This is a genomic window from Pseudomonas mucidolens (assembly GCF_900106045.1).
In the GTDB taxonomy this organism is placed as follows: domain Bacteria; phylum Pseudomonadota; class Gammaproteobacteria; order Pseudomonadales; family Pseudomonadaceae; genus Aquipseudomonas; species Aquipseudomonas mucidolens.
In genome coordinates, this window is the sequence record NZ_LT629802.1 from 5,051,777 (window position 1) to 5,072,014 (window position 20,238).

The 20,238-nt window shown below is 61.6% G+C and carries 21 protein-coding genes; 5 read left to right on the top strand and 16 right to left on the bottom strand.

The window, feature by feature from the left end; translation table 11 throughout:
• Positions 1–8: 8 nt before the first annotated feature.
• The 13 genes from BLU75_RS23200 to aspA all read right to left on the bottom strand — a co-directional run bounded on the left by BLU75_RS23200 (position 9) and on the right by aspA (position 13,399).
• Entirely contained in the window at positions 9–974 is a 966-nt protein-coding gene (locus BLU75_RS23200) for a VOC family protein (protein ID WP_084378292.1), read from the bottom strand.
• A complete protein-coding gene (locus tag BLU75_RS23205) occupies positions 971–2,467 on the bottom strand; it encodes an aldehyde dehydrogenase (RefSeq protein WP_084378291.1) in 1,497 nt (498 codons plus the stop codon). Before BLU75_RS23205 ends, BLU75_RS23200 begins: the two co-directional genes overlap by 4 nt.
• Before the next feature lie 10 nt (positions 2,468–2,477).
• Positions 2,478–3,281 (bottom strand): aspartate dehydrogenase, encoded by an 804-nt coding sequence (locus BLU75_RS23210; protein WP_084378290.1) that lies wholly within the window; start codon positions 3,279–3,281, stop codon positions 2,478–2,480.
• 10 nt (positions 3,282–3,291) lie between these two features.
• Positions 3,292–4,974: a thiamine pyrophosphate-binding protein gene (locus BLU75_RS23215; RefSeq protein ID WP_084378289.1), complete on the bottom strand. Its 1,683-nt coding sequence runs from the start codon at positions 4,972–4,974 to the stop codon at positions 3,292–3,294.
• Entirely contained in the window at positions 4,967–5,764 is a 798-nt protein-coding gene (locus BLU75_RS23220) for an SDR family oxidoreductase (protein WP_084378288.1), read from the bottom strand. Before BLU75_RS23220 ends, BLU75_RS23215 begins: the two co-directional genes overlap by 8 nt.
• Before the next feature lies 1 nt (position 5,765).
• Positions 5,766–6,599, bottom strand: coding sequence for an IclR family transcriptional regulator (locus BLU75_RS23225; protein ID WP_084378287.1), 834 nt, complete (start codon positions 6,597–6,599; stop codon positions 5,766–5,768).
• Positions 6,596–7,474, bottom strand: a complete 879-nt coding sequence (locus tag BLU75_RS23230; protein ID WP_084378286.1) for an alpha/beta fold hydrolase — start codon at positions 7,472–7,474, stop codon at positions 6,596–6,598. The genes BLU75_RS23225 and BLU75_RS23230 overlap by 4 nt, the downstream gene beginning before the upstream one ends.
• A 4-nt stretch (positions 7,475–7,478) precedes the next feature.
• Entirely contained in the window at positions 7,479–8,018 is a 540-nt protein-coding gene (locus BLU75_RS23235; RefSeq protein WP_029289969.1) for a cupin domain-containing protein, read from the bottom strand.
• Between the two features lie 13 nt (positions 8,019–8,031).
• Positions 8,032–8,799, bottom strand: a complete 768-nt coding sequence (locus BLU75_RS23240) for an SDR family oxidoreductase (RefSeq protein WP_084378285.1) — start codon at positions 8,797–8,799, stop codon at positions 8,032–8,034.
• On the bottom strand, positions 8,796–9,572 hold the full coding sequence (locus tag BLU75_RS23245; protein WP_084378284.1) for an ABC transporter permease: 777 nt from the start codon (positions 9,570–9,572) through the stop codon (positions 8,796–8,798). Before BLU75_RS23245 ends, BLU75_RS23240 begins: the two co-directional genes overlap by 4 nt.
• Positions 9,573–9,600: 28 nt before the next feature.
• On the bottom strand, positions 9,601–10,593 hold the full coding sequence (locus BLU75_RS23250; RefSeq protein WP_084378283.1) for an ABC transporter substrate-binding protein: 993 nt from the start codon (positions 10,591–10,593) through the stop codon (positions 9,601–9,603).
• Between the two features lie 37 nt (positions 10,594–10,630).
• Entirely contained in the window at positions 10,631–11,467 is an 837-nt protein-coding gene (locus BLU75_RS23255) for an ABC transporter ATP-binding protein (RefSeq protein WP_231982690.1), read from the bottom strand.
• A 507-nt stretch (positions 11,468–11,974) separates the two neighbouring features.
• Positions 11,975–13,399 (bottom strand): aspartate ammonia-lyase, encoded by a 1,425-nt coding sequence (gene aspA / locus BLU75_RS23260; protein WP_084378280.1) that lies wholly within the window; start codon positions 13,397–13,399, stop codon positions 11,975–11,977.
• 181 nt (positions 13,400–13,580) lie between these two features.
• Between aspA and BLU75_RS23265 the strand changes: the two genes are divergently transcribed.
• Entirely contained in the window at positions 13,581–14,486 is a 906-nt protein-coding gene (locus BLU75_RS23265; RefSeq protein ID WP_084378279.1) for a LysR substrate-binding domain-containing protein, read from the top strand.
• Between the two features lie 43 nt (positions 14,487–14,529).
• On the opposite strand, the gene BLU75_RS23270 is transcribed toward BLU75_RS23265, so the two are convergent.
• Positions 14,530–15,099 (bottom strand): M12 family metallo-peptidase, encoded by a 570-nt coding sequence (locus BLU75_RS23270; RefSeq protein ID WP_084378278.1) that lies wholly within the window; start codon positions 15,097–15,099, stop codon positions 14,530–14,532.
• Between the two features lie 390 nt (positions 15,100–15,489).
• On the opposite strand from BLU75_RS23270, the gene purE reads away from it, so the two are divergent.
• From purE to BLU75_RS23290, 4 genes are all read left to right on the top strand, one after another.
• Positions 15,490–15,981 (top strand): 5-(carboxyamino)imidazole ribonucleotide mutase, encoded by a 492-nt coding sequence (gene purE / locus BLU75_RS23275; RefSeq protein ID WP_084378277.1) that lies wholly within the window; start codon positions 15,490–15,492, stop codon positions 15,979–15,981.
• 12 nt (positions 15,982–15,993) lie between these two features.
• Positions 15,994–17,079 (top strand): 5-(carboxyamino)imidazole ribonucleotide synthase, encoded by a 1,086-nt coding sequence (locus tag BLU75_RS23280; protein ID WP_084378276.1) that lies wholly within the window; start codon positions 15,994–15,996, stop codon positions 17,077–17,079.
• 104 nt (positions 17,080–17,183) lie between these two features.
• Entirely contained in the window at positions 17,184–17,429 is a 246-nt protein-coding gene (locus tag BLU75_RS23285; protein ID WP_048723510.1) for a GlsB/YeaQ/YmgE family stress response membrane protein, read from the top strand.
• 76 nt (positions 17,430–17,505) lie between these two features.
• Positions 17,506–18,042 carry a DUF3299 domain-containing protein gene (locus BLU75_RS23290; protein WP_084378275.1) on the top strand — a complete coding sequence of 179 codons (537 nt, stop codon included), beginning with the start codon at positions 17,506–17,508 and terminating at the stop codon, positions 18,040–18,042.
• 51 nt (positions 18,043–18,093) lie between these two features.
• Here the strand turns inward: BLU75_RS23290 and BLU75_RS23295 are convergent, their stop codons facing one another.
• The gene (locus BLU75_RS23295) at positions 18,094–19,011 is read right to left on the bottom strand and encodes an IS110 family transposase (RefSeq protein ID WP_084381955.1); all 918 of its coding nucleotides are present in this window, start codon (positions 19,009–19,011) and stop codon (positions 18,094–18,096) included.
• A 306-nt stretch (positions 19,012–19,317) separates the two neighbouring features.
• Positions 19,318–20,217 carry a D-hexose-6-phosphate mutarotase gene (locus BLU75_RS23300; protein ID WP_090221570.1) on the bottom strand — a complete coding sequence of 300 codons (900 nt, stop codon included), beginning with the start codon at positions 20,215–20,217 and terminating at the stop codon, positions 19,318–19,320.
• Between the last annotated feature and the right edge of the window lie 21 nt (positions 20,218–20,238).

The following is a 20,238-nucleotide window of genomic DNA, read 5'->3' on the forward strand; positions in this document are numbered from 1 at the left end:
GCTCCTGCTCAGGGTTTCGGTTTGTCGGTAAGAAATTTGCCTTGCGGCGCCTCGACGTGTTGCTGGCGCCGGGTATGGCCGTCGATGCCACCGGCAATCGCCCATTCGGCGAACACCGTAGGCCCGGGTTCAAAGCTGCGCGGCTGCCATTCGCCGGTCAGTTGGTCTTCGTCGGCGTAGTACTCCACCAGCGCCCCGGCCGGGTTTTTGAAGTACCAGAAGAACGCCGATGAAACCGGATGGCGTCCCGGGCCGATCTCGGTCGGCCAGCCGCTGCGGGACACATGCATGCCGCCACCGAACACTTCGTGGACGTCGCGCACGGTAAAGGCCACATGGTTCAGGCCGGCCCGGGGTGCCGGCAGTTGCAGCATGAACAGATCGTGATGGCCGCCTTCTTCGGCGGTGCGCAAAAAGGCCCCGCGGTCCGGATAGCGGTCCGAGGCCTGGAAGCCGAAACGCTCGTGGTAGAAGGCTTCGCAGGCATTCACATCCTTGACGAAAAACACCACATGCCCGACCTCAATTGGCGTGGCGCGCTCATAGATCGGCGCCGCCTTGTTGATCCGGCCCTTGGTCTGCCAGGTGTTGTGGCCGCTGCATTCGATATCGAGCTCGCGCTTGCGGGTGACTTGCAGGCGGATCGCCAGGCCATTGGGATCGGTGCAGCCGATGCGCCCGTCGCGCTCGACAAAATCCGGATCGCGGGCGATGCGTTCGCTGTACAGCGCCAGGTCCGCCGCGTTGGCCACGCCCCACACTACTTCGCGCACGGTGGACCCGGCCTCGATGGCGGGCGGCAGGCCCGGTTTGTTCAGATCGGCAAGCACCACGCGGCAGCCGTTGAGGGTTTCAAAAATCACTTCATCGGGCTGGGTGCTGACTTGCTTGAGGCCCCAATCGCTGAAAAAACGCACGCAGGTGTCGAGGTCCTCGACGCCATAGGTGACTTCATCAATACCTAAAACGCTCATAGCGTTACCTCTCGCGGCACACCGGCCCAGGCCAGTGGCTGTTCGTTCATGCCCCAGTAGAGGCTCTTCTGTTCCATGTATTGCAGGATCCCCAGGCGACCTTTTTCGCGGCCCAGGCCACTGTCGCGCCAGCCGCCAAAGGGCGTGGAAATCGAGAACTGCTTGTAGGTGTTGATCCACACGGTGCCGGCCTGCAAACGTCGGCCCAGGGCCCAGGCGCGCTTGTAATCGCGGGTCCAGATACCGGCGGCGAGGGCGTACAGGCTGTCATTGGCCTGCTCCAGCAGTTGGGTTTCGTCGTCGAACGGCATGGCCACCAGCACCGGGCCGAAGATCTCTTCCTGGCACACCTGCTGGTGGTTGCCCAGGCCTTCGAGGATGGTCGGCGGGTAGAAGTAGCCTTGATCGTAGAGACCGCCGCTGGGCCGCTGCCCGCCGAGGCGCAGGCGGCCGCCTTCGGCCAGGCCGAGGGCGACGTAGCGCTCGACTGATTCACGGTGGGCGGCGCTGATCAGCGGGCCCATTTGCGTGTTTTCGTCAGCCGGGTCACCGACCCGCAGATTGGCGGCGGCGGCGACTAAACGCTGCATGAACGGCTCGTATAACGCGCGCGCCACGAACAACCGCGAGCCAGCGATGCAGGCCTCGCCCGAGGAGCTGAAAATGCCGTACAGCACGCCGGCCACCGCATGATCGAGATCGGCATCTTCCAACACAATGGTTGGCGACTTGCCGCCCAGTTCCAGGGACACCGGCATCATCTTGTCGGCGGCAATATGCGCGATGTGCTTGCCGGTGCTGGTGCCGCCCGTGAACGACACGCGCTTGACCAGTGGATGACGGGTCAATGCATCGCCCAGCAGCGAGCCTTTGCCCGGCAACACGCTGATCAAGCCCTTGGGTAGGCCGGCCTCTTCGCACAGGCGCGCCAGGCGCAGGGCCAGCAGCGGGGTGATTTCTGCCGGCTTGATCACCACCGCATTGCCCGCTGCCAGGGCTGGCGCGACCTTCTGCGCTTCGCTGGCGATGGGCGAGTTCCACGGGGTGATTGCGGCGACCACGCCCATCGGTTCGTACACGCTCATGCTGACGAAATCACCGCGCGAGGGCGTAATGGTTTCTTCCAGGGTTTCGCAGGCTGCGGCGAAAAACTGGAACGTACCGGCGGCGCTGGCCACCAGGGCGCGGGTTTCGCTGATGGGCTTGCCGTTGTCCTGGCGCTGCAGTTGCGCCAGTTCTTCGCTGTGCTGGCGGATCAGCTCGGCAATGCGATACAGCACACCGGCCCGCTCGTGAGGTTTGCGCTGCGCCCAGCCGCTGTGCAGGAATGCTTGGTGCGCGCCCTGGATGGCGTCTTCGACGTCTTGCAGGTCGGCGGCATTCAGCCAGGCGACGGCCTCGCCGGTGGCCGGGTAGCGGCTGGCGTAGCGCGCGCCACGGCCCAGGCGCCACTCGCCGGCGATGCAGATAGGTAAAGTCTGTCCGAGGGTCATCGACCGGCTCCTAAATCGAAATCGCATGGGCGTGGTTGCCCAAGGCACGGACCACGCTGTAAACGGTCAGCGCCGAGGTCTTGGGGTTGGCCAGCAGCGGTTTGCCGCGCAGGCTCAACTCGAAACCGCCAAAGGCGCCACGGGCTTCAAAGTGGTGAACGTTTTCATCGCTGTGGGGGTCGGCGATCAGCGTGACCTGCGTGCGATCCAGGCCAAGTCCGGCCAGTGACAGGGTGGCGGCGACGTTGGCGTTCTTGGGGTACAGCCGCGCCGCTTCGCGGGCGCTGCCCTGGAAGATCACCGTGGCTTCGCTGATGGTGTCCAGGTTGCAGGCCTGCTCGCCGGGCGTGTTCTTCCAGGCGTGGGCCGGCTTGCGCCCGGTGTAGTTGACCGAGTCGAGCCCGCCGACCTTGGCCGCAGACAATGCATCGATGCCGCCAATGGCGCCGGGCAGCAATTCGATACGCGTGTGGCCGCGCTCGGCAGCCGCTTCCAGGCGTTCCACCAGACCGACCTCGGACAAGGCGCCGACCGACACGATCAGGCAGGCGATACCGCGTTCCAGCGCCGGCAGCACGTGTTCTTCAATCGCCCGGTGGCCGGCGCATTCCACCAGAAAATCCGGGCGGGCGTCGGCGGGCAATGCCGTGAGCACCTGCGGTGGCCGCTTGAAACTGGCCAGGCGCTGGCGCACCAGGGCTTTGGAACCTTCGGATGCGATGACGTAGTCCACGCACAGCTGCGGGTCGTTCTCCAACAACTCGAGCACGCCGACGCCAATGGCGCCGCAGCCGATCATCGTAATATGCAACATGCGGCGATCCTCAGGCGGAAGCCTTCTGGGCTTTGGTTTCGCTGTTGGGCGGGCCGGCAAACTGGGTGGCGAAGTTGCCGACGCTGAGCATGTCGACTTCCAGCAGGAACGGGCCGGGCTGGCTCAGGGCACTGTCGACCACACGGCCGAAGTCCTTGAGGTCGGTGACCAGGCCATGACGCAACCCCAAGGCGTCGGCGAGCTTGGTGTAGTCCGGGGTGTGCAGGTCGACGTAGCAATGACGGCTGCCGTAGACCGCGTCCTGGATATTGCGGATCACCCCGTAGCGCTGGTCGTTCATCAACAGGATCACCAGGTTGGCGCGCTCCTGGACCAGGGTCGCCAGCTCACCGAGGTTGAGGATGAAGCCACCATCGCCGGCCAGGGCAAACACCTTGCGTTCGGGGGCGGTTTCGGCAGCGGCCACGGCAGCGCCGATGCCCATGGCCAAGCCCTGGCCGATACCGCCACCGAGGGCATGCACCCCGGCGCGCGGGTGGTAAAGGTTGAGCAGGCGGTTGCCCCAGATGCTGTTGGACAGGGTTACGTCGCGCACCCAGGAGAAGTTGCGGCCGGTGCTGGCTTGCAGCTGCTCGACCATCGCCGAGTACGGCCCCAGGTCGGCCACCAGTTGGCGGCGCGATTGCGCGCGGACCGCCTTGAGTTCGGCAAGGAAGTTCGGATCGGTGTGCAGGCGCCCTTCAAGGCGATCGGCCAGGCCTTCCAGCGCCAGGGCGGCATCGCCGCAGATAAACAACTCGCTGGCGTAGCTGCGGCCCTCGATGGCCGGGTTGGCGTCGATACGCAGGGTGTTGCGCGGCAGTTTCAGGGCGTACTTGAAGGTCTCGTTACTGCGCAGGCGCGAACCTGCGATCAGCAGCGCATCGCAGGTTTGCAGAAACTGCTCGACCTGCTTGTTCTGTGAAAAAGCACCCAGGCAGCGCTCGTCATCTTCGTTGACCACGCCACGGCCCTGGGTGGAAGTGATCACCCCCACGCCCATCGCCAGCAGGCGCTTGACCTGCGCGCCGGCATGCCGCGCACCGCCGCCGAGCCACAGCATCGGGCGCTTGGCACCGGCCAGCCGTTCGGCCACCAGGTCGAGGGCGTCCGGTGCCGGCACGGCGACCGGGATCGGCAGTGGCGACAGGTCGGTCGGCATCGGGATAAAGGTCGACTGGATATCGATCGGGATCTCGACGCTCACCGGGCCGGTCGGCGCGGTCAGGGCGGTCTGCACGGCCAGCTTCAGGGTGCTGATGGCGGTTTCGACGCTGCGCACACGAAAGGCTGCCTTGGACACCGCCTTGAGCATGTTCAACTGGTCGCGGGCTTCGTGGATATAAGCCAGTTCCTGATCCAGGTACGGCGTTTCGATCTGCCCGGTGATGTGCAGCAGCGGCGTGCCGGCAGTCTGCGCTTCCACCAGGGCACCAGCGGCATTGCCGGCGGCGGTGCCGGTGGACGTCAGGCATACGCCCAGGCCGCCGGTGGTGCGGGCATAGGCGTCGGCCATGTTCGCCGCGCCGGCTTCGCCACGAGCCATGACGAAGCGGATATTGCCGCGCACCGCAAAGGCATCGAGGATCGGCATGTTGTGGATCGAGATCACGCCGAACGCCGCCTTGACGTCGCATTGTTCGAGAAAGGCGGTGATGGCAGCGCCGACAGTCACAGTATTTTCATTACGCATGGCGGGACAGGCCTCCGGATACATCGATATGGCTGCCTGTGGTGTAAGCCGACAGAGGCGAGGCCAGAAACAGGATCGCGCGGGCCGCTTCAATCGGCAGGCCCAGGCGCCCCAAGGGAATGTGTTTGCGTTGTGCCAGCTGGGCGGTCCATTGCGCCCAGTCGAGGTGGCGCTCTTCGCGCGCCTCGAAACGTCGACGCCATTGCCCGGATTCCACCAGGCCAATCAGGATGCCGTTGACGCGGATGCCCTGGGGGGCGAATTCGGTGGCCATCGAACGCACCAGGTTCATCACCCCGGCGCGAGCGGCCGAGGTGGCAACCATGTGTGGTTCAGGCTGGCTGGCCAGCAGCGAGTTGACGCAGACGATGGCGGCGTCGACCTGGCTTTCCAGCTGGCGTTTGAAGGCGTGGACCGGGTTGATCACCGAGAAGAATTTCAGGTTCAGCTCTTCGGTCCAGGCGCTGTCGGTGGTATCGGCAAATGTCGAGACCCGGCCTTGCCCGGCGTTATTGATCAAGATGCCTGCCGGGCCGAGCGCGGCGAGGCTGGCGGCGGCAAAGGCGTTGACCGATTCGGCATCGAGTACGTTACAGGCGTGGGCCAGCAGCCGCGCCTGGGGGAAGCGCTGGCGCAAGCTGGCTTCGGCGCTGCGCAGGCGCTCTGGGTCACGGCCGCAGAACGCCACGCCGGCACCGCTTTCCAGCAACAGCTCGACGCAGGCCAGGCCGATGCCCGAAGAGCCTCCGGTGACGATTGCAACATGACCCTGCAAGGGAAAAAGGCTCATCTCAATCTCTCATCAAGGCGGTCACGCGCGGCTGCCCACTATGGGCGCCGCCGTTGTAGTTGAGCAGGCGTGACAGTTCGTCAGCGCTGCGGCGCACTTGGGTCAGCAGTTCTTCAAAATTCACATGACCGATTTGCGTGGTCGCAATAGTCACGCCTAGGGCAGCGACGATGCTCCCGCTCTGGTCACGTACGGGCGCGGCCACCGTGGAAATCGCCGACTCAAAGAACCCTTCGCCGCTGATAAAACCGCGCTGGCGGTCGGCCTGCACCAGGTCGAACAGCTCCAGCACCGTCTTGGGCGTGCAGGGCGAGTGCTGTTCCAGATGCTCTTCGGGGTACAGCTCGCGCAGTTCGGCCAGCGACAGGTCTTCGAGGAGGATGCGCCCCAACACGGTGGCGTGCGCCGGCAGACGGGTGCCGACGTTGACCGCATTGGAAAACACCGAAGGCGGCGAAACCTTGGCCACGTAGACGATCGAGCGCCCGTCGCGCACCACCAGGTTGCTCGGGTAGTTGAGGCGGTCACACAAGCGCGCCAGCAACGGCTGGCCAAGCTCGGTCAGCTCCAGCGAAGCGAGGTATTCGAAGCCCAGGCGCAGCACCGACATGCCCAGGCGGTATTCGTTGCCGCTGCGGGTGACGAAGCCCATGGTTTCCAGGGTGGTTAGCAAGCGGAAAATGGTCGAGCGCGGCAGCGCCAGGCGGCGTGCCAGTTCCGGCGCGGTCAGGGTGCGGTTGCGCCGGCTGAATTCGCAGAGCAGCAACAACCCGCGCTCAAGGCCAGGCACGATGTATTTGTCCTGGGCATCCTTCAACAGATCGGAATCGTTCATAGGCGTGTACCTGTCAGGGATTGTTGGATGGCAAAGGCCAGGCGACCGGCTACCACCTGCGGTTGTTCGATGGGGCTGGCATGACCGGCGTCGGCAATCAGGTTGAAGCCGGCGCCCAGCGCCTTGGCTACGCTCAGGCAGGTTTGGGCGGTGGTGATGCTGTCGGCCTCGCCGCAATGCACTTCGCAGGGCATGTCGGGCTGGCCGTGGCGCAACAGGTCATCACCGCACAACAACTCGATTGCCTGGCGATAGCCGACCGGGTTCAGGCGCTCCATGTTCCAACGCACCCAGGCCAGGGCCTGGGGCGTGGCACAAGGCGACAGCATGTGGGCGCTGCGTTCTTTGGCCAGGCCGGCGATACCCAGGCGTTGCAGATTGTCCAGGCGTTGCTGGCGTACCTGCTGGCGCTGCGCGGCGTGTTGCGGTGCGCCATAGCCGCGAGCCGGGCTGATCAATATCAGGCGGCTCACTCGATTGGCCTGTGAGCTACGCGCCAGCGCCAGGGCGGTCAACGCGCCGAGGGAGTGGCCCACTAGCACGCACTGCTCGACACTCAGGGCATCCAGCATCTGTGCCAGCCGCGTCGCGTACTGCTCGGCCTTCGGCGCGTCTGACTCCAGGGGGCTGGAATCACCGTAGCCCGGCGCGTCCCAGGCGATGACCCGAGCGCGGGGCGCCAAGTGTTGGGCCACTTGCAGCCAGGACGCCGCCCCGGAGCCGATGCCGTGCAGCATGACCACTGTCGGCCCCGCGCCACATTCGCGCAGCGCCTGCCGGCCACCGGCTGCGAGCACCAGGCGCTGGGGAAAGTCGCGCTCCAACTGGGCTTGCAGGTCAGCCGTCGGCGGGGCTTGAGAGAGTCCTGGCAACATGGGCTTATCCGCGCTTGATCGAAGCCAGAGGGTGCTCTGGCGGATAGGTCGGGGTGATCGGTTTTTTCGCGCCGAGCATCACGCACATCAGCGCGTCTTCATCGCCGATGTTGATTTCTTCGCGGTACACACCTGGCGGCACGGAAATCACGTCGCGGTCGGTAAGGATCGTCTCGAAGCGCTCGCCGTCTTTTTCCAGCACGACCTTGAGCTTGCCGCGCAACACGAAGAACACTTCCTCGACATCGATATGCAGGTGCGGCGGGCCTTCGTGGCCGGCCGGAATCACCATGGTGGAGAAGGTGAAGTGCTCGGACGGGATGGTGTTCATGTCGGTGCTGATACCGGTGCCGCCGGTGCCGATGTAGCGCATTTGCGCACGACGGAATTTGGGGTCGTAGTCGGCCTGGAATTTCAGTGCATCCCAGTCGTACTTGCGTGTCTCGTAGCGGGCGATGCGCGTGCTCATCCAGCTTTCAAGGCTGGCGCCGGCGGGGCGGTCCCAGCTTTTCGGGGTGTCGTTTTGGGCAGATAGATCAGTCATGACAGTCTCCAGATCAAGGCATGACAAACCCGCCGTTGACCGGCAGGGTTTGTCCAGTGATGAAGCGGGCAAGGTCAGAGAGCGCGAACAGCACGGCGCCGCTGACGTCTTCGGGCAGTTGCGGGCGTTGGATGGCCCGCTGGTCGTTGTACAAGCGGTGGCGCGCCTCCGGCACGTAGGCGGTGGCTTCCACTAGCACCAAGCCTGGGGCAATCGCGTTGACCGTGATGTTGTCGGCGCCCAGTTCGCGGGCCAGGCTGCGGGTCATGGCGATGATTGCGCCCTTGCTGGCGACGTAAGCCAGCAGGTTCGGTGCCCCCCACAACGGAGTGTCCGAAGCCAGGTTGACGATGGCGCCCTGGCCGCTGGCGCGCAGTGCCGGCAGGCAGGCGGTGGTCATCAACCACGTGCCGCGCACATTGACTTGCATCACTTGGTCCCAGGTGTCGATGCTCAGTGCTTCGCAGCCCTTGCCGCCGGAGTTGGTGATGGAGGCGTTATTCACCAGGCCATCGAGACCGCCCAGTAGGCCGAGTGTCGAGTCGATACACGCCTGGATCGAGGTCGGCTGCGCCAGATCCACCGTCACGGCCTGCACGTCCAGGCCCTGGGCCTGTAGTTCACAGGCGGTCTGTTGCACACGTTCGTCCAATACATCGGCGATCACCACGCGGGCACCGGCACGGCCGATGGCCTGGGCGAACGCGTAGCCAAGGCCACGGGCGCCGCCGGTGACCAGCACCCGGCGACCTTCAAGCAAACGGTTCTGGATACTCATCATTGCGTGCTCAACATGGCTTTGGGCATGTAGTGCAGGACACGTTTTTCTGCCCAGACCACCGCGCCGTAAGCGATCACCCCGATCAGGGTGAGCATGACAATAGCGACGAATACGCCGGCCGTATTGCCCTGGCCTTCAGCGTCCACCAGCAGGAAACCCAGGCCCTGGTTGCCGCCCACCAGCTCGCCGACGGTGACGCCGATCACCGCCAGGGTCGAGGCAATGCGCAGACCGGAAAACAGCGCGGCCATGGCCGAGGGGAACTCCACCAGGCGGAAAATCTGCCAGCGGCTGGCGTTCATGGTGCGCACCAGGTTGATCATGTCTGGATCGACCGTACGGATCGCCGAGAGCACGTTGATCATCACCGGGAAAAATACGATCAGGATCGCGATCAGAATCTTCGGGTAAATGGTGTAGCCCAGCCACATCACAAAGAGCGGCGCAAAGGCAACTTTGGGGGCGATCTGCAACGCCAAAATATAAGGCGATAACATCGCCTCGGCGGCGGGCGAGAGGCCCAGAGACACGCCGATCACCACACCCAGCAGCGCGCCGAGGGCGAAGCCGACGACGATTTCCAGCGCGGTGATCAGGGTATGTTGCAGCAAGCCGCCGCTGTGCCACATCACCAGGCTTTCCTGGGCCACGCGACTCAGTTTTGGCATGACGAATTCGGGCATGCCGAGCCATCCTGGTCCCCATTGCCAGAGCACCAGGAACAGGATCAGCAGCGCGACGCTACCGAGCGCGGAGTTGTTCAGACTTTTCATCGTGTGCGTACCTTATTGGCCCGGTTGCTTATTGCGCAGCGGCCGGGCTATCGACGAATTGGTTGGTGAAGAGATCCGCAAGCGGGGTCTCCTGGGTGACGATGCCTTCGCTGACGTAGAACTGGCGGACCTTGTCCAGGCGCTCCGGGTCGATGTGTCCGAGTACGCTCTGATTGGCATAGACGTGTTCGATGTAGAGCTTGAAAACCTTCTCCAGCGAGTCTTCCTTGCCGGCATATGCCGGTACCGCCTGTGCAAAGGTCACGGCGGCTGCGCGTGGGTCCTGGATGATGTCGCGCATGCCTTGCAGGGTCGCCTGGACCACGCCGCGCACGACCTCTGGTTGGTTCTTGATGGCGTCGTCGGAGGCGAGAATCGCCTGGGCCATGCTTTCGAAAATCTGCGTCTGGGGGATCAGCTTGATCTGCACGCCGGCTTCTTCGGCGTTGACCACCCAGTCCGGCACACCGGCCATGGCCTGGGCCTTGTCGGCCGAGAACAGCTGCCAAACCCCGGCAGGGCCAGCGGCCTGGATATTCACGTCGGTCTTGCTCAGTCCTGCCTTGCGCAACGAGGCGAGCAGGGCGTAGTAGGTAGTGTCGGAGTACGACATTACCGTCATGGTCTTGCCCTTGAGATCGCTGATGGCGTTGATGTTTTCTTTGGCGTTGGTAGCAATCATCGTCACCCCGCCGGATCCCAGAACCGCCACGGCGCGCACCGGAATGCCGTTGGCCCGGACGACAATCGGCGTGTCACCGATGGCGCCGCCGAGCAGGGCGTTACCGGCGCCAATCTGCTTGGCCACGTCCACGCCGCCCTTGGCGGCGATAAAGGACAGGTTCAGGTCTTGAGCCGCGTAGTAACCTTTTTCCTTGGCAATAATCCACGGTGCAAACGCGGGCGAGTTGGGCGGTGCCGGCAGCAGGTAGGTAACATCGGTCGGCTGTGCCTGGGCGACACAGGCCAGGCCGAGGCCAAGGCTGAGTGTACTGAGACGTTGAAACAAAAACTTGAGCATGAGAACTCCTGAATCGGTTGGGACCGCAAAGGCGTGATCAATGCAGTTCGGTGTTTGCGCCGACTTGCAGCAACTCCATCAGGCGGCCCACCAACGGGCCGATTTCCGGCAGCTTGCGGCGCTCCAGCGGGTTGTCGCGAAACGGCAGGTCGATACTGATTTCTTCAACGATGGTGCCGGGGCGGGCGCTCATGACCAGCAACCGGTCAGACATGGCTATGCCTTCGATCAGGTCGTGGGTGATGAACAGCGCGGTCTTCTTTTCGTCGAACAGCATCCGCGCCATGTCCTGTTGCAGGATCATCTTGGTCTGGGCATCGAGGGCGGAAAACGGTTCGTCGAGGAACAGCACCTGCGGATCAATAGCCAGGGTGCGGGCCAGGGCGGCGCGCTGGCGCATGCCACCGGACAGTTGGAACGGGTAGTGATCGGCGAAACCGTTGAGGTGACAGCGATCAAGTAAGTCGAGGGCCACCTTCTTCCGGGTGGCGGCGGGCACGCCCTGAATCTCCAGCCCCAGCTCGACGTTGCGGCGGATGCTGCGCCAGGGCATCAGCAAGTCTTTTTGCAGCATGAAGGCGACCTGCGGCACAGGACCTGTGACCGGCTCGCCACCGACAAAGACCTCACCTTCGCTCGGACGGTACAGACCAGAACCCATATTCAGAATGGTGCTCTTGCCACAACCGGAAGGGCCGATGATCGAGACCACTTCACCCCGGCGAATCTTGAAATTTACCTCGCGGATGGCAAACGGCGCGTCTGTTTTGCCTTTGGCCGGGAAACATTTACCGACATTGCGAAATTCGATTTCAGTCGGTTCCAGATCTTCCTTAAGCGCGGGCTTATTCCATTGGGGTGTCACGGCGTACATCTCTTTCACAGCCATTGGGAGGGTTCTCTGGTCTGTTTTATAGGTGATACGACGTTTAGTGCATGAACAATGCCAGTGAGTTATTTCCTACGTTAATAGAGTGATTAGTATTGAATATCAGATGGTTAGGGGAAAATATCGAAAAGCTTGACGTTTCATATATGAAACGTTGCTTCTTATATGGCACGAAATTGCACACCGCCCGTGGAAGTTGCGAGAAGTTGATGCTTTTCAGGTAACGCGAGAAAGTTACGAAAGGGCTTATTTGTTTTATATATAAAACGCACGCTGTAGGAGCGAGCTTGCTCGCGAAAAACCTGAGGTCGCGGCGTTGATTCAGAATGCCCGCGTTATCGTTAACGCTTTTCGCGAGCAAGCTCGCTCCTACCAAAGGGGGCGGCACATCATGAAACGAGGGCAAAAAAAAGGGCCTGAAGATCGTAATCTTCAAGCCCTCAAAAGGTGAGAGGTGTCTAGTCCCTCAACCTGGTGAGCGGTGCAACGCGATCAGGCCTTCAAAGGCACCAGGCGCGGGGCAATCATGTTTTCCGGGCGCAGGATGTCGTCGAGCATGGCGTCGTCGAGCAAGCCTTCTTCGCGCACCAGTTCCAGCACCCCGCGACCGCTTTCAAGCGCGATACGCGCAATGCGGGTGGCGTTTTCATAGCCGATGTACGGGTTCAGCGCGGTGACCAGGCCGATGGAGTGTTCCACCAGCTCGCGGCAGCGGGCTTCGTTGGCGGTGATGCCGGTGATGCAGTGTTCGCGCAGCATGTCCATGGCACGTTGCAACAGGCGGATCGAGTCGAAGATCTTGAAAGCGATCAGTGGCTCCATCACGTTCAGTTGCAGTTGGCCGCCTTCGGCAGCCATGGTCAGGGCCAGGTCGTTGCCGATGATCTGGAAAGCCACTTGGTTGACCGCTTCCGGGATCACCGGGTTGACCTTGCCGGGCATGATCGAACTGCCTGGCTGGCGCGCCGGCAGGTTGATTTCGTTGATGCCGGTACGTGGGCCGCTGGACAGCAGGCGCAGGTCGTTGCAGATCTTCGACAGCTTCACCGCGGTCCGCTTGAGCATGCCGGAGAACAGTACAAAGGCGCCCATGTCGGACGTGGCTTCGATCAGGTCGGCGGCCGGCACCAGCGGCTGGCCGCTGATGGTTGCCAGGCGCTGAACGGCCAGGGCCTGGTAACGCGGGTCGGCGTTGATGCCGGTGCCAATGGCGGTGCCGCCGAGGTTGACTTCGGTCAACAGTTCTGGCGCCAGGGTTTTCAGGCGGGCCAAGTCTTCACCCAAGGTGGTGGCGAAGGCGCGGAATTCCTGGCCGAGGGTCATCGGCACAGCGTCTTGCAGTTGCGTACGGCCCATTTTCAGCACGTGGTTGAACTCGAGACCTTTGGCGGCAAACGCCTGGATCAGGCTGTCAAGGCTGGCCAGCAACGCGTCATGGCCCAACAGCAGACCCAGGCGGATCGCGGTCGGGTAGGCGTCGTTGGTCGACTGCGCCATGTTCACGTCGTTGTTGGGGTGCAGGTACTGGTATTCGCCCTTGTTGTGGCCCATGGCCTCCAACGCGATGTTGGCGATGACTTCGTTGGCATTCATGTTGGTCGAAGTGCCAGCGCCGCCTTGAATCATGTCCACCACGAACTCTTCGTGAAAGTCACCGCGGATCAGGCGGGCGCACGCTTCGCTGATGGCGGCGTGCTTGGCTTCACTGAGCTGGCCCAACTCACGGTTGGCTTCAGCGGCAGCCTGCTTGACCATTGCCAGACCGACCACCAATTTCGGGTAATGCGAAATCGGAACGCCGGAGAGACGGAAGTTATTCACCGCTCGCAGGGTCTGGATGCCGTAGTACGCTTGAGCCGGTACTTCGAGTACGCCAAGCAGGTCTTTTTCGGTACGGAATGATGCAGCAGAGGACATGACGGAAATCATCTCATTATGGACCCGGAACTGGCCGGAACGTTGAGAATGCTAGGCTTGCAGAAGTTTTTGGGCCAATGCTGTTACACGCTGGCCTATGCAGAAACGGCATAATGTTGATGTGACCCAGTTATCATGGCGGGCGTGTGTGCCAAAATGGTGCATGCCCTGGGAGAATCTGATGAACCTTGAAAGTAAATGGCTGGAAGACTTTAGCGCCCTGGCGGCGACCCGCAGTTTCTCCCAGGCCGCAGAGCGGCGCTTCGTCACCCAGCCAGCGTTCAGTCGCAGGATCCGCAGCCTTGAGGCGGCGTTGGGGCTGACACTGGTCAACCGCTCGCGCACGCCCGTCGAATTGACGGCGGCGGGGCAGTTGTTTCTGGTGACCGCGCGCACCGTGGTTGAACAGCTCGGTGAAGTCTTGCGCCACTTGCATCATCTGGAAGGCGGCCAGGGCGAGGTCATGCAGGTTGCGGCGGCGCACTCGCTGGCGCTGGGTTTTTTCCCACGCTGGATTGCGCAGTTGCGCAACGAAGGATTGAACATCGCGACACGCCTGGTGGCAACCAACGTGGGTGACGCGGTGCATGCCTTGCGCGAAGGGGGTTGTGACCTGATGCTGGCGTTCTACGATCCGGACGCGGCGATGCAGATGGATGCCGAGATCTTCCCGTCGCTGCACTTGGGCAATACCGAGATGCTACCGGTGTGCGCCGCGGACGCTGACGGCACGCCGTTGTTTGACCTGGAAGGCGAGGGCAGCGTGCCCCTGTTGGCCTATAGCGCCGGGGCGTTTCTCGGGCGCTCGGTGAACTTGTTGCTGCGCCAGCGCGCGTTGCGCTTTACCACCGTCTACGAAACCGCCATGGCCGATAGCCTGAAAAGCATGGCCCTGGAGGGGCTGGGGATTGCCTGGGTGCCTCGCTTGAGCGTGCGTGCCGAACTGGCTCGGGGTGAGTTGGTCGTGTGCGGCGGCCCGCAGTGGCATGTGCCGCTGGAGATTCGCTTGTATCGCTGCGCCCTGGTGCGCAAGGCGAACGTACGCTTGTTGTGGCGCAAGCTCGAGAGTGGCGCTCAAACGGCATGAGCCGTGGCCTTGCGTGTACAGGCGAGGCCACGGAACACTGGGGTCAAGCCAGGTTTTTCAGAAAGTCTTGAATGCGCTCCCGATTGATCGTGCTGTAGCGCAACAGGTTGCCTGTACCCACGTCTTTGCCGGTGGCCATGTAGCTTGAGCGAAAATGCCCGGGATTGTCTGGGTCAGGGACCTGCATCACGCCGGTGTGCTTGGCATTGAACGTGTGGCCCACTTCGTGAGCGAGGGTGGTGGCGTCGATGGTGGACGCGATCAGCGAGTTGCCGGTTTTTCCAGCCGTCTGGGCGACGCCCGCGACTTGGCCGGTGATGAAGCCATCGATCACCAGCACGTTACGGTCAGTCTGGGTCGGAGTGATGCCGATTTTTTCGGCGTATTGGTTGGCAACGCCATTCCATTCATTCACTTTCGCCCCGGCATTGGGGCCCTGGTAGTCGAAGTTGGTGACGCCCGGTACATATTCGTGAAAGCAAATGTTGACCTGGCGGCCACTGACGTTCGCCAGTTCTTCGACAAAGTGATCGAGTTGCCGGGTTTTGAGGTGCTGGTAGTTCGTATCGGAAACACTGTCATGAATGAAGGTGTTAAGGTTGATGGGGCGCATGGGAATCCTCACGTGAAGGGGCAATGTGTGTCGCCTGGACGCTGCGAGGTTGAAGATTAGCGGCGGGCCCGGGGCCGCAGGGCGGTGGCATTTCTGTATGTGCGGTAGCTCTTTTCGCCAGCGTATGTGGCCGAGTTTGCAGGTGATGGGAAGGTGCGTTACCGGGTGCCGAAGGCTTGACCTGCAGGTCAGCAAAACCGTGGATTTGTAGGATTTAAACGGGTGTAGACGGATGGTCATCCAAGGGGCTGTTTATCTGCTGCATTGCGGTATACTGCGCGGCCTTCGGCCGGTCCGTCCGGCCATTTTTCGTACAATCAAGCCACGCATTCTGCGTGGTTTGTTGTTTTTCGACGCGCCTGCGGGCGCCCAGAGAGAAGAGGCGCGACGATGAGTGCATTGGTTGGCGTGATCATGGGCTCCAAGTCCGATTGGTCCACCCTTAGCCACACCGCCGATATGCTGGAAAAACTCGGCATTCCGTACGAAGTGAAGGTGGTTTCGGCCCACCGCACCCCGGACCTGCTGTTCCAGTATGCCGATGAAGCAGAATCCCGTGGCATCGAGGTGATTATCGCCGGTGCCGGTGGCGCAGCCCACCTGCCGGGCATGTGTGCGGCCAAGACCCACCTGCCGGTACTCGGTGTTCCGGTGCAGTCGTCGATGCTTTCGGGGGTGGATTCACTGCTCTCCATCGTGCAGATGCCAGCCGGTATTCCGGTGGCGACCCTGGCGATCGGCAAGGCTGGCGCCATCAATGCCGCGCTGTTGTCCGCGAGTATCCTGGGCGCCAAGCACCCGCAGTTCCACACGGCACTGAAAAAATTCCGCGACGAGCAGACTGACAGTGTCCTGGACAATCCAGACCCACGCATTGCCTGAGGTTGTTGATTGATGAAAATCGGTGTAATCGGTGGCGGCCAATTGGGCCGTATGCTCGCCTTGGCGGGCACCCCGTTGGGGATGAATTTCGCTTTCCTGGACCCCGCGCCAGACGCATGTGCCGCTGCGCTGGGTGAACACCTGCGCGCTGACTACAGTGATCCGGACCACTTGCGCCAATTGGCCGAGGAAGTCGACCTGGTGACTTTCGAGTTCGAAAGCGTCCCGGCTGAAACCGTGGCGTTCCTGTCGCAGTTTGTCCCGGTGTACCCGAGCGCCGACGCCCTGCGCATTGCGCGTGACCGCTGGTTCGAGAAGAGCATGTTCAAGGACCTGGGCATTCCGACCCCGGCCTTCGCCGATATCCAGTCCCAGGCGGACCTGGATGCGGCCGTCGCCAGCATCGGCTTGCCGGCCGTATTGAAGACCCGCACCCTGGGTTACGACGGCAAGGGCCAGAAAGTCCTGCGTACCGCCGATGATGTGGTCGGCACCTTTGCCGAGCTGGGCAGCGTGGCCTGTCTGCTGGAAGGTTTCGTGCCGTTCACCGGTGAAGTCTCGTTAATCGCCGTGCGTTCCCGCGAGGGCGAAACCCGCTTTTATCCGCTGGTGCATAACACTCACGATAGCGGCATCCTCAAGCTGTCCATCGCCAGCACCGATCACCCGTTGCAGGCCTTGGCGGAAGACTATTCCGCTCGCGTGCTGAAACAACTGGATTACGTCGGCGTGATGGCCTTCGAGTTTTTCGAAGTCGACGGTGGCCTCAAAGCCAACGAAATTGCGCCGCGCGTACACAATTCCGGGCACTGGACCACTGAAGGCGCCGAATGCAGCCAGTTTGAAAACCACCTGCGGGCGGTGGCGGGCTTGCCGTTGGGGTCCACGGCCAAGGTCGGCGAGAGTGCGATGCTCAACTTCATCGGTGTGGTTCCGCCCGTGGAGCAGGTGATCGCCATTGAAGATTGTCATCTGCACCACTACGGCAAGGCCTTCAAGGTCGGGCGCAAAGTGGGTCATGCCAACCTGCGTTGCAAGGACCGCGCGACGCTTGACGCGCAGATCCTCAAGGTCGAAACGCTGATCGCCGCGCAATAACCTCCAGATCGGCGGGAACCATTGGTGACCGCCATCCTCTGATGGCAGGATGCCAAAGTCTGACTAGGCTTTGGCATAGTTCACTTCACTCAGAGGGAAATGGCATGGGTATTATTGGAACCATCTTTATCGGTTTGATCGTCGGCCTGCTGGCGCGTTTCCTGAAACCGGGTGACGACAACATGGGGTGGATCATGACCATCCTGCTGGGTATCGCGGGCTCCCTGGCGGCCACCTATGGCGGCCAGGCGCTGGGTATCTATCAGGCTGGCCAAGGTGCGGGTTTCCTCGGTGCGCTGGTCGGTGCCATCGTACTGCTGGTGATCTACGGCCTGATCAAAAAGAAATGATTTATCGTCTGGCCCTCTGCGCTGCGCAGGCGTAGAGGGCTAGAATGCCGGCACTGTTTATTTGCCGAGTCAATTCATGCGCCGTCTTCTGTTGACTGTCCTTTTGCTGGGCTCGAGCCTGGCCCACGCCTCCGAGCTACCTGAAACCGACTGGCTGGAACTGATGCCCAAGTCGGACCAGAAAGCCCTCGAACAAATGCCGGAAATCGATCACAACTCCCCTGAAGCCATGGGCACCTTTACCGAAAAAGGTGGCTTGAAGCAGAGCAAGGGCCTGCCGGCGGTGATGTATTCGACTAAAACTGTAGCCGCTATGAACGGCAAGCCTGTTCGTCTTGGCGGTTACCCGGTACCGCTGGAAACCGATGCCAAGGGCCGCAGCACCCTGTTCTTCCTGGTGCCTTATCCAGGTGCCTGCATCCACGTGCCGCCACCGCCGCCAAATCAGTTGGTGCTGGTGCGTTATCCCAAGGGTTTGAAGCTGGATGACATCTACACACCGCTGTGGGTAACGGGCACGATGAAGGTGGAGAAGGTCAACAACGACCTGGCGGATGCCGCTTACGCGCTGGATGCGAGCAAGGTGCGGGTGGTGCAGGAAGCTGATCTCTAGGCCAGAACACCAAACCCAATGTGGGAGCAACTGTCTTCACCATGCCATTCGTCACCGCCACTCAGTGCCATCTCGCAACATGGCATTGAGCCTAATCAGCAGTACACGCATGCAGGCGATGAGCGCGACCTTCGCGCTCTTACCTCGCTCTCGAAGGCCTTCGTAGCGTGCCTTGAAGTCGGGCTGATGGCGGATTACAACCCAGCAGGACATGTACAGAGCCCGTCTGACACGGGCTCTGCCTCCATAGATATGTCGCTTCCCGCTGTGATTACCGCTGTCGTCGTTCAAGGGCGCGATACCTGCCAAGGCCGCAACCTCACGGCGATCAAGCTCACCTAGTTCGGGCAGATAAACCAGCAAACTCGCGGTGGCAACCGTACCGATACCTTTAACAGAGATGAGCCGCTGGGCTTTTTCTGCGTCCAGTTCGTGCATGCTCTGATTGATGGCCTTATCAAGTTGCCTGATTTGCGTTTGCAGGAAGTGAATATGGCCTTTGATCAGCGCAATAACGGCTGGTAGCTGGGCTTGCTGAAGACGGCGCTTATTGTCGTCTCGTTGCTGAACGAAATGCTCGCGCTGCTGAACCAGCTCGCGGAGCGCTTCACGCTCAGGCGAAATAACCTTGCTGCTTGAGGCATTCAGCACTTCAGCAAAGTCTGCTAGAACGGCCGCATCAATAGCGTCAGTCTTCGCATTCTTGCCCATCGCCACGGCAAAGGATCTGGCTCGGCGAGGATTGACCCTGAGCACCTTGAAGTTTGCGCCTTGCAGAGCCGCCATGGCATTACGCTCATAGCCCCCGGTGGCCTCCAGCAAAATCAGACTGACTTCAAACTGACTCAATCGTCGAATCAGCTCAAGAAATCCTTCTGAAGTGTTTGAAACATCGAAACCTTCGCTCTGTGGTTTAACCCAGACGACAAGGTTTGATTTTGAGATGTCGATACCGACCCAGGAAATCATGGCAAAACCCTCTTACACTCAGATGTGAGAGTGCTCTGGCTTTGCCCACGCTTGTGATTTCGAGTGGCTGCTCGTCCAACTGTTCGGGCTTGTAGGCCAGAGTGGAAAGGTGGATGGCAGCTCGGCTCCCACACGTGCTTTGAGCACCGCGGACTTGCAGCTTGCCATCCACCCCTCTCACCCCAGAGTTTATTCCTAGATCAAGACACAAGCGGGCTTGCTCGCGAATGCGGTGTATCAGCCAATATATGTGTGACTGACACTCCTCATTCGCGAGCAAGCCCGCTCGCACATTGTTGATTGGGTCTACAGGGCGATACTGGCGATGCTCACGCCTAGCGTATGGCGTTCACCCGGTGCCAGCGCCACCACATCATCCAGCACATTCGCCGTCTCGATACACAGCATGCCCTGCCAACCGTCGTCGGCCATGTCGTCCAAGGCCTTGGCGCGTTCGGTCCATGGGTTCCAGATAACGGTCGACTTCGAGCCTTGGCTGGTGAGTTGCAGGCGCCGTTGCCAATGTTTGTCGACAATATTCAAGTGTGTGGGGGTGTCGAGGTAGATGCGATCGGTCTCGCCGGTAAAGTGCAAGAGGCCGGATTGTTGCTTGGTCTGCCAGCCGTCCGCCGTATCGATGTACTGCAATCCGTCCAACCCTTCGACCTGTACATTGCGCACATCGCTGACCGCGAAGTAAGTGTGCAGCGCCTGGCTGAGGGTTACGGTTTCGGTGCCGCGGTTGTGGCTGGTCAGTTGGATGTGCAGTTGATCGTCCAACAACAGGTTCAGGCTCAAGTCGACTTGATGCGGCCAGTCGGGAAAACCGCCTGCGGGCGCCGGCAATAGCAGGTTCACGCGTAACGCCTGGCCCTGGTTTTCAACGCCTGCCAGTTGCCACGTCGCGGTGCGCACAAAGCCGTGGGCACCCGCTGGCTCGTCACTTTGACGCATCGCCTTCACGCTTTGCGGGTTACGCTCGAAAACCCCGAACCACGGCCAGCACACCGGAACGCCCGTACGGATGCCTTTACCTTGCTTGAATACCGCCTCATCGTTGGGCCAGATCAGAGGCTGCTCGCCCTGACGCTGGTAACTGACGATGTGTGCACCTTGCTGGGCTACCAACAGTTCGGCGCCGTTATGGCGGATGCGCCAGCAATCCAGCTCATCCAGTTTCACGGTTTCAATGTGGGGCATCGACATACAAGCACTCTCAATGGCAGG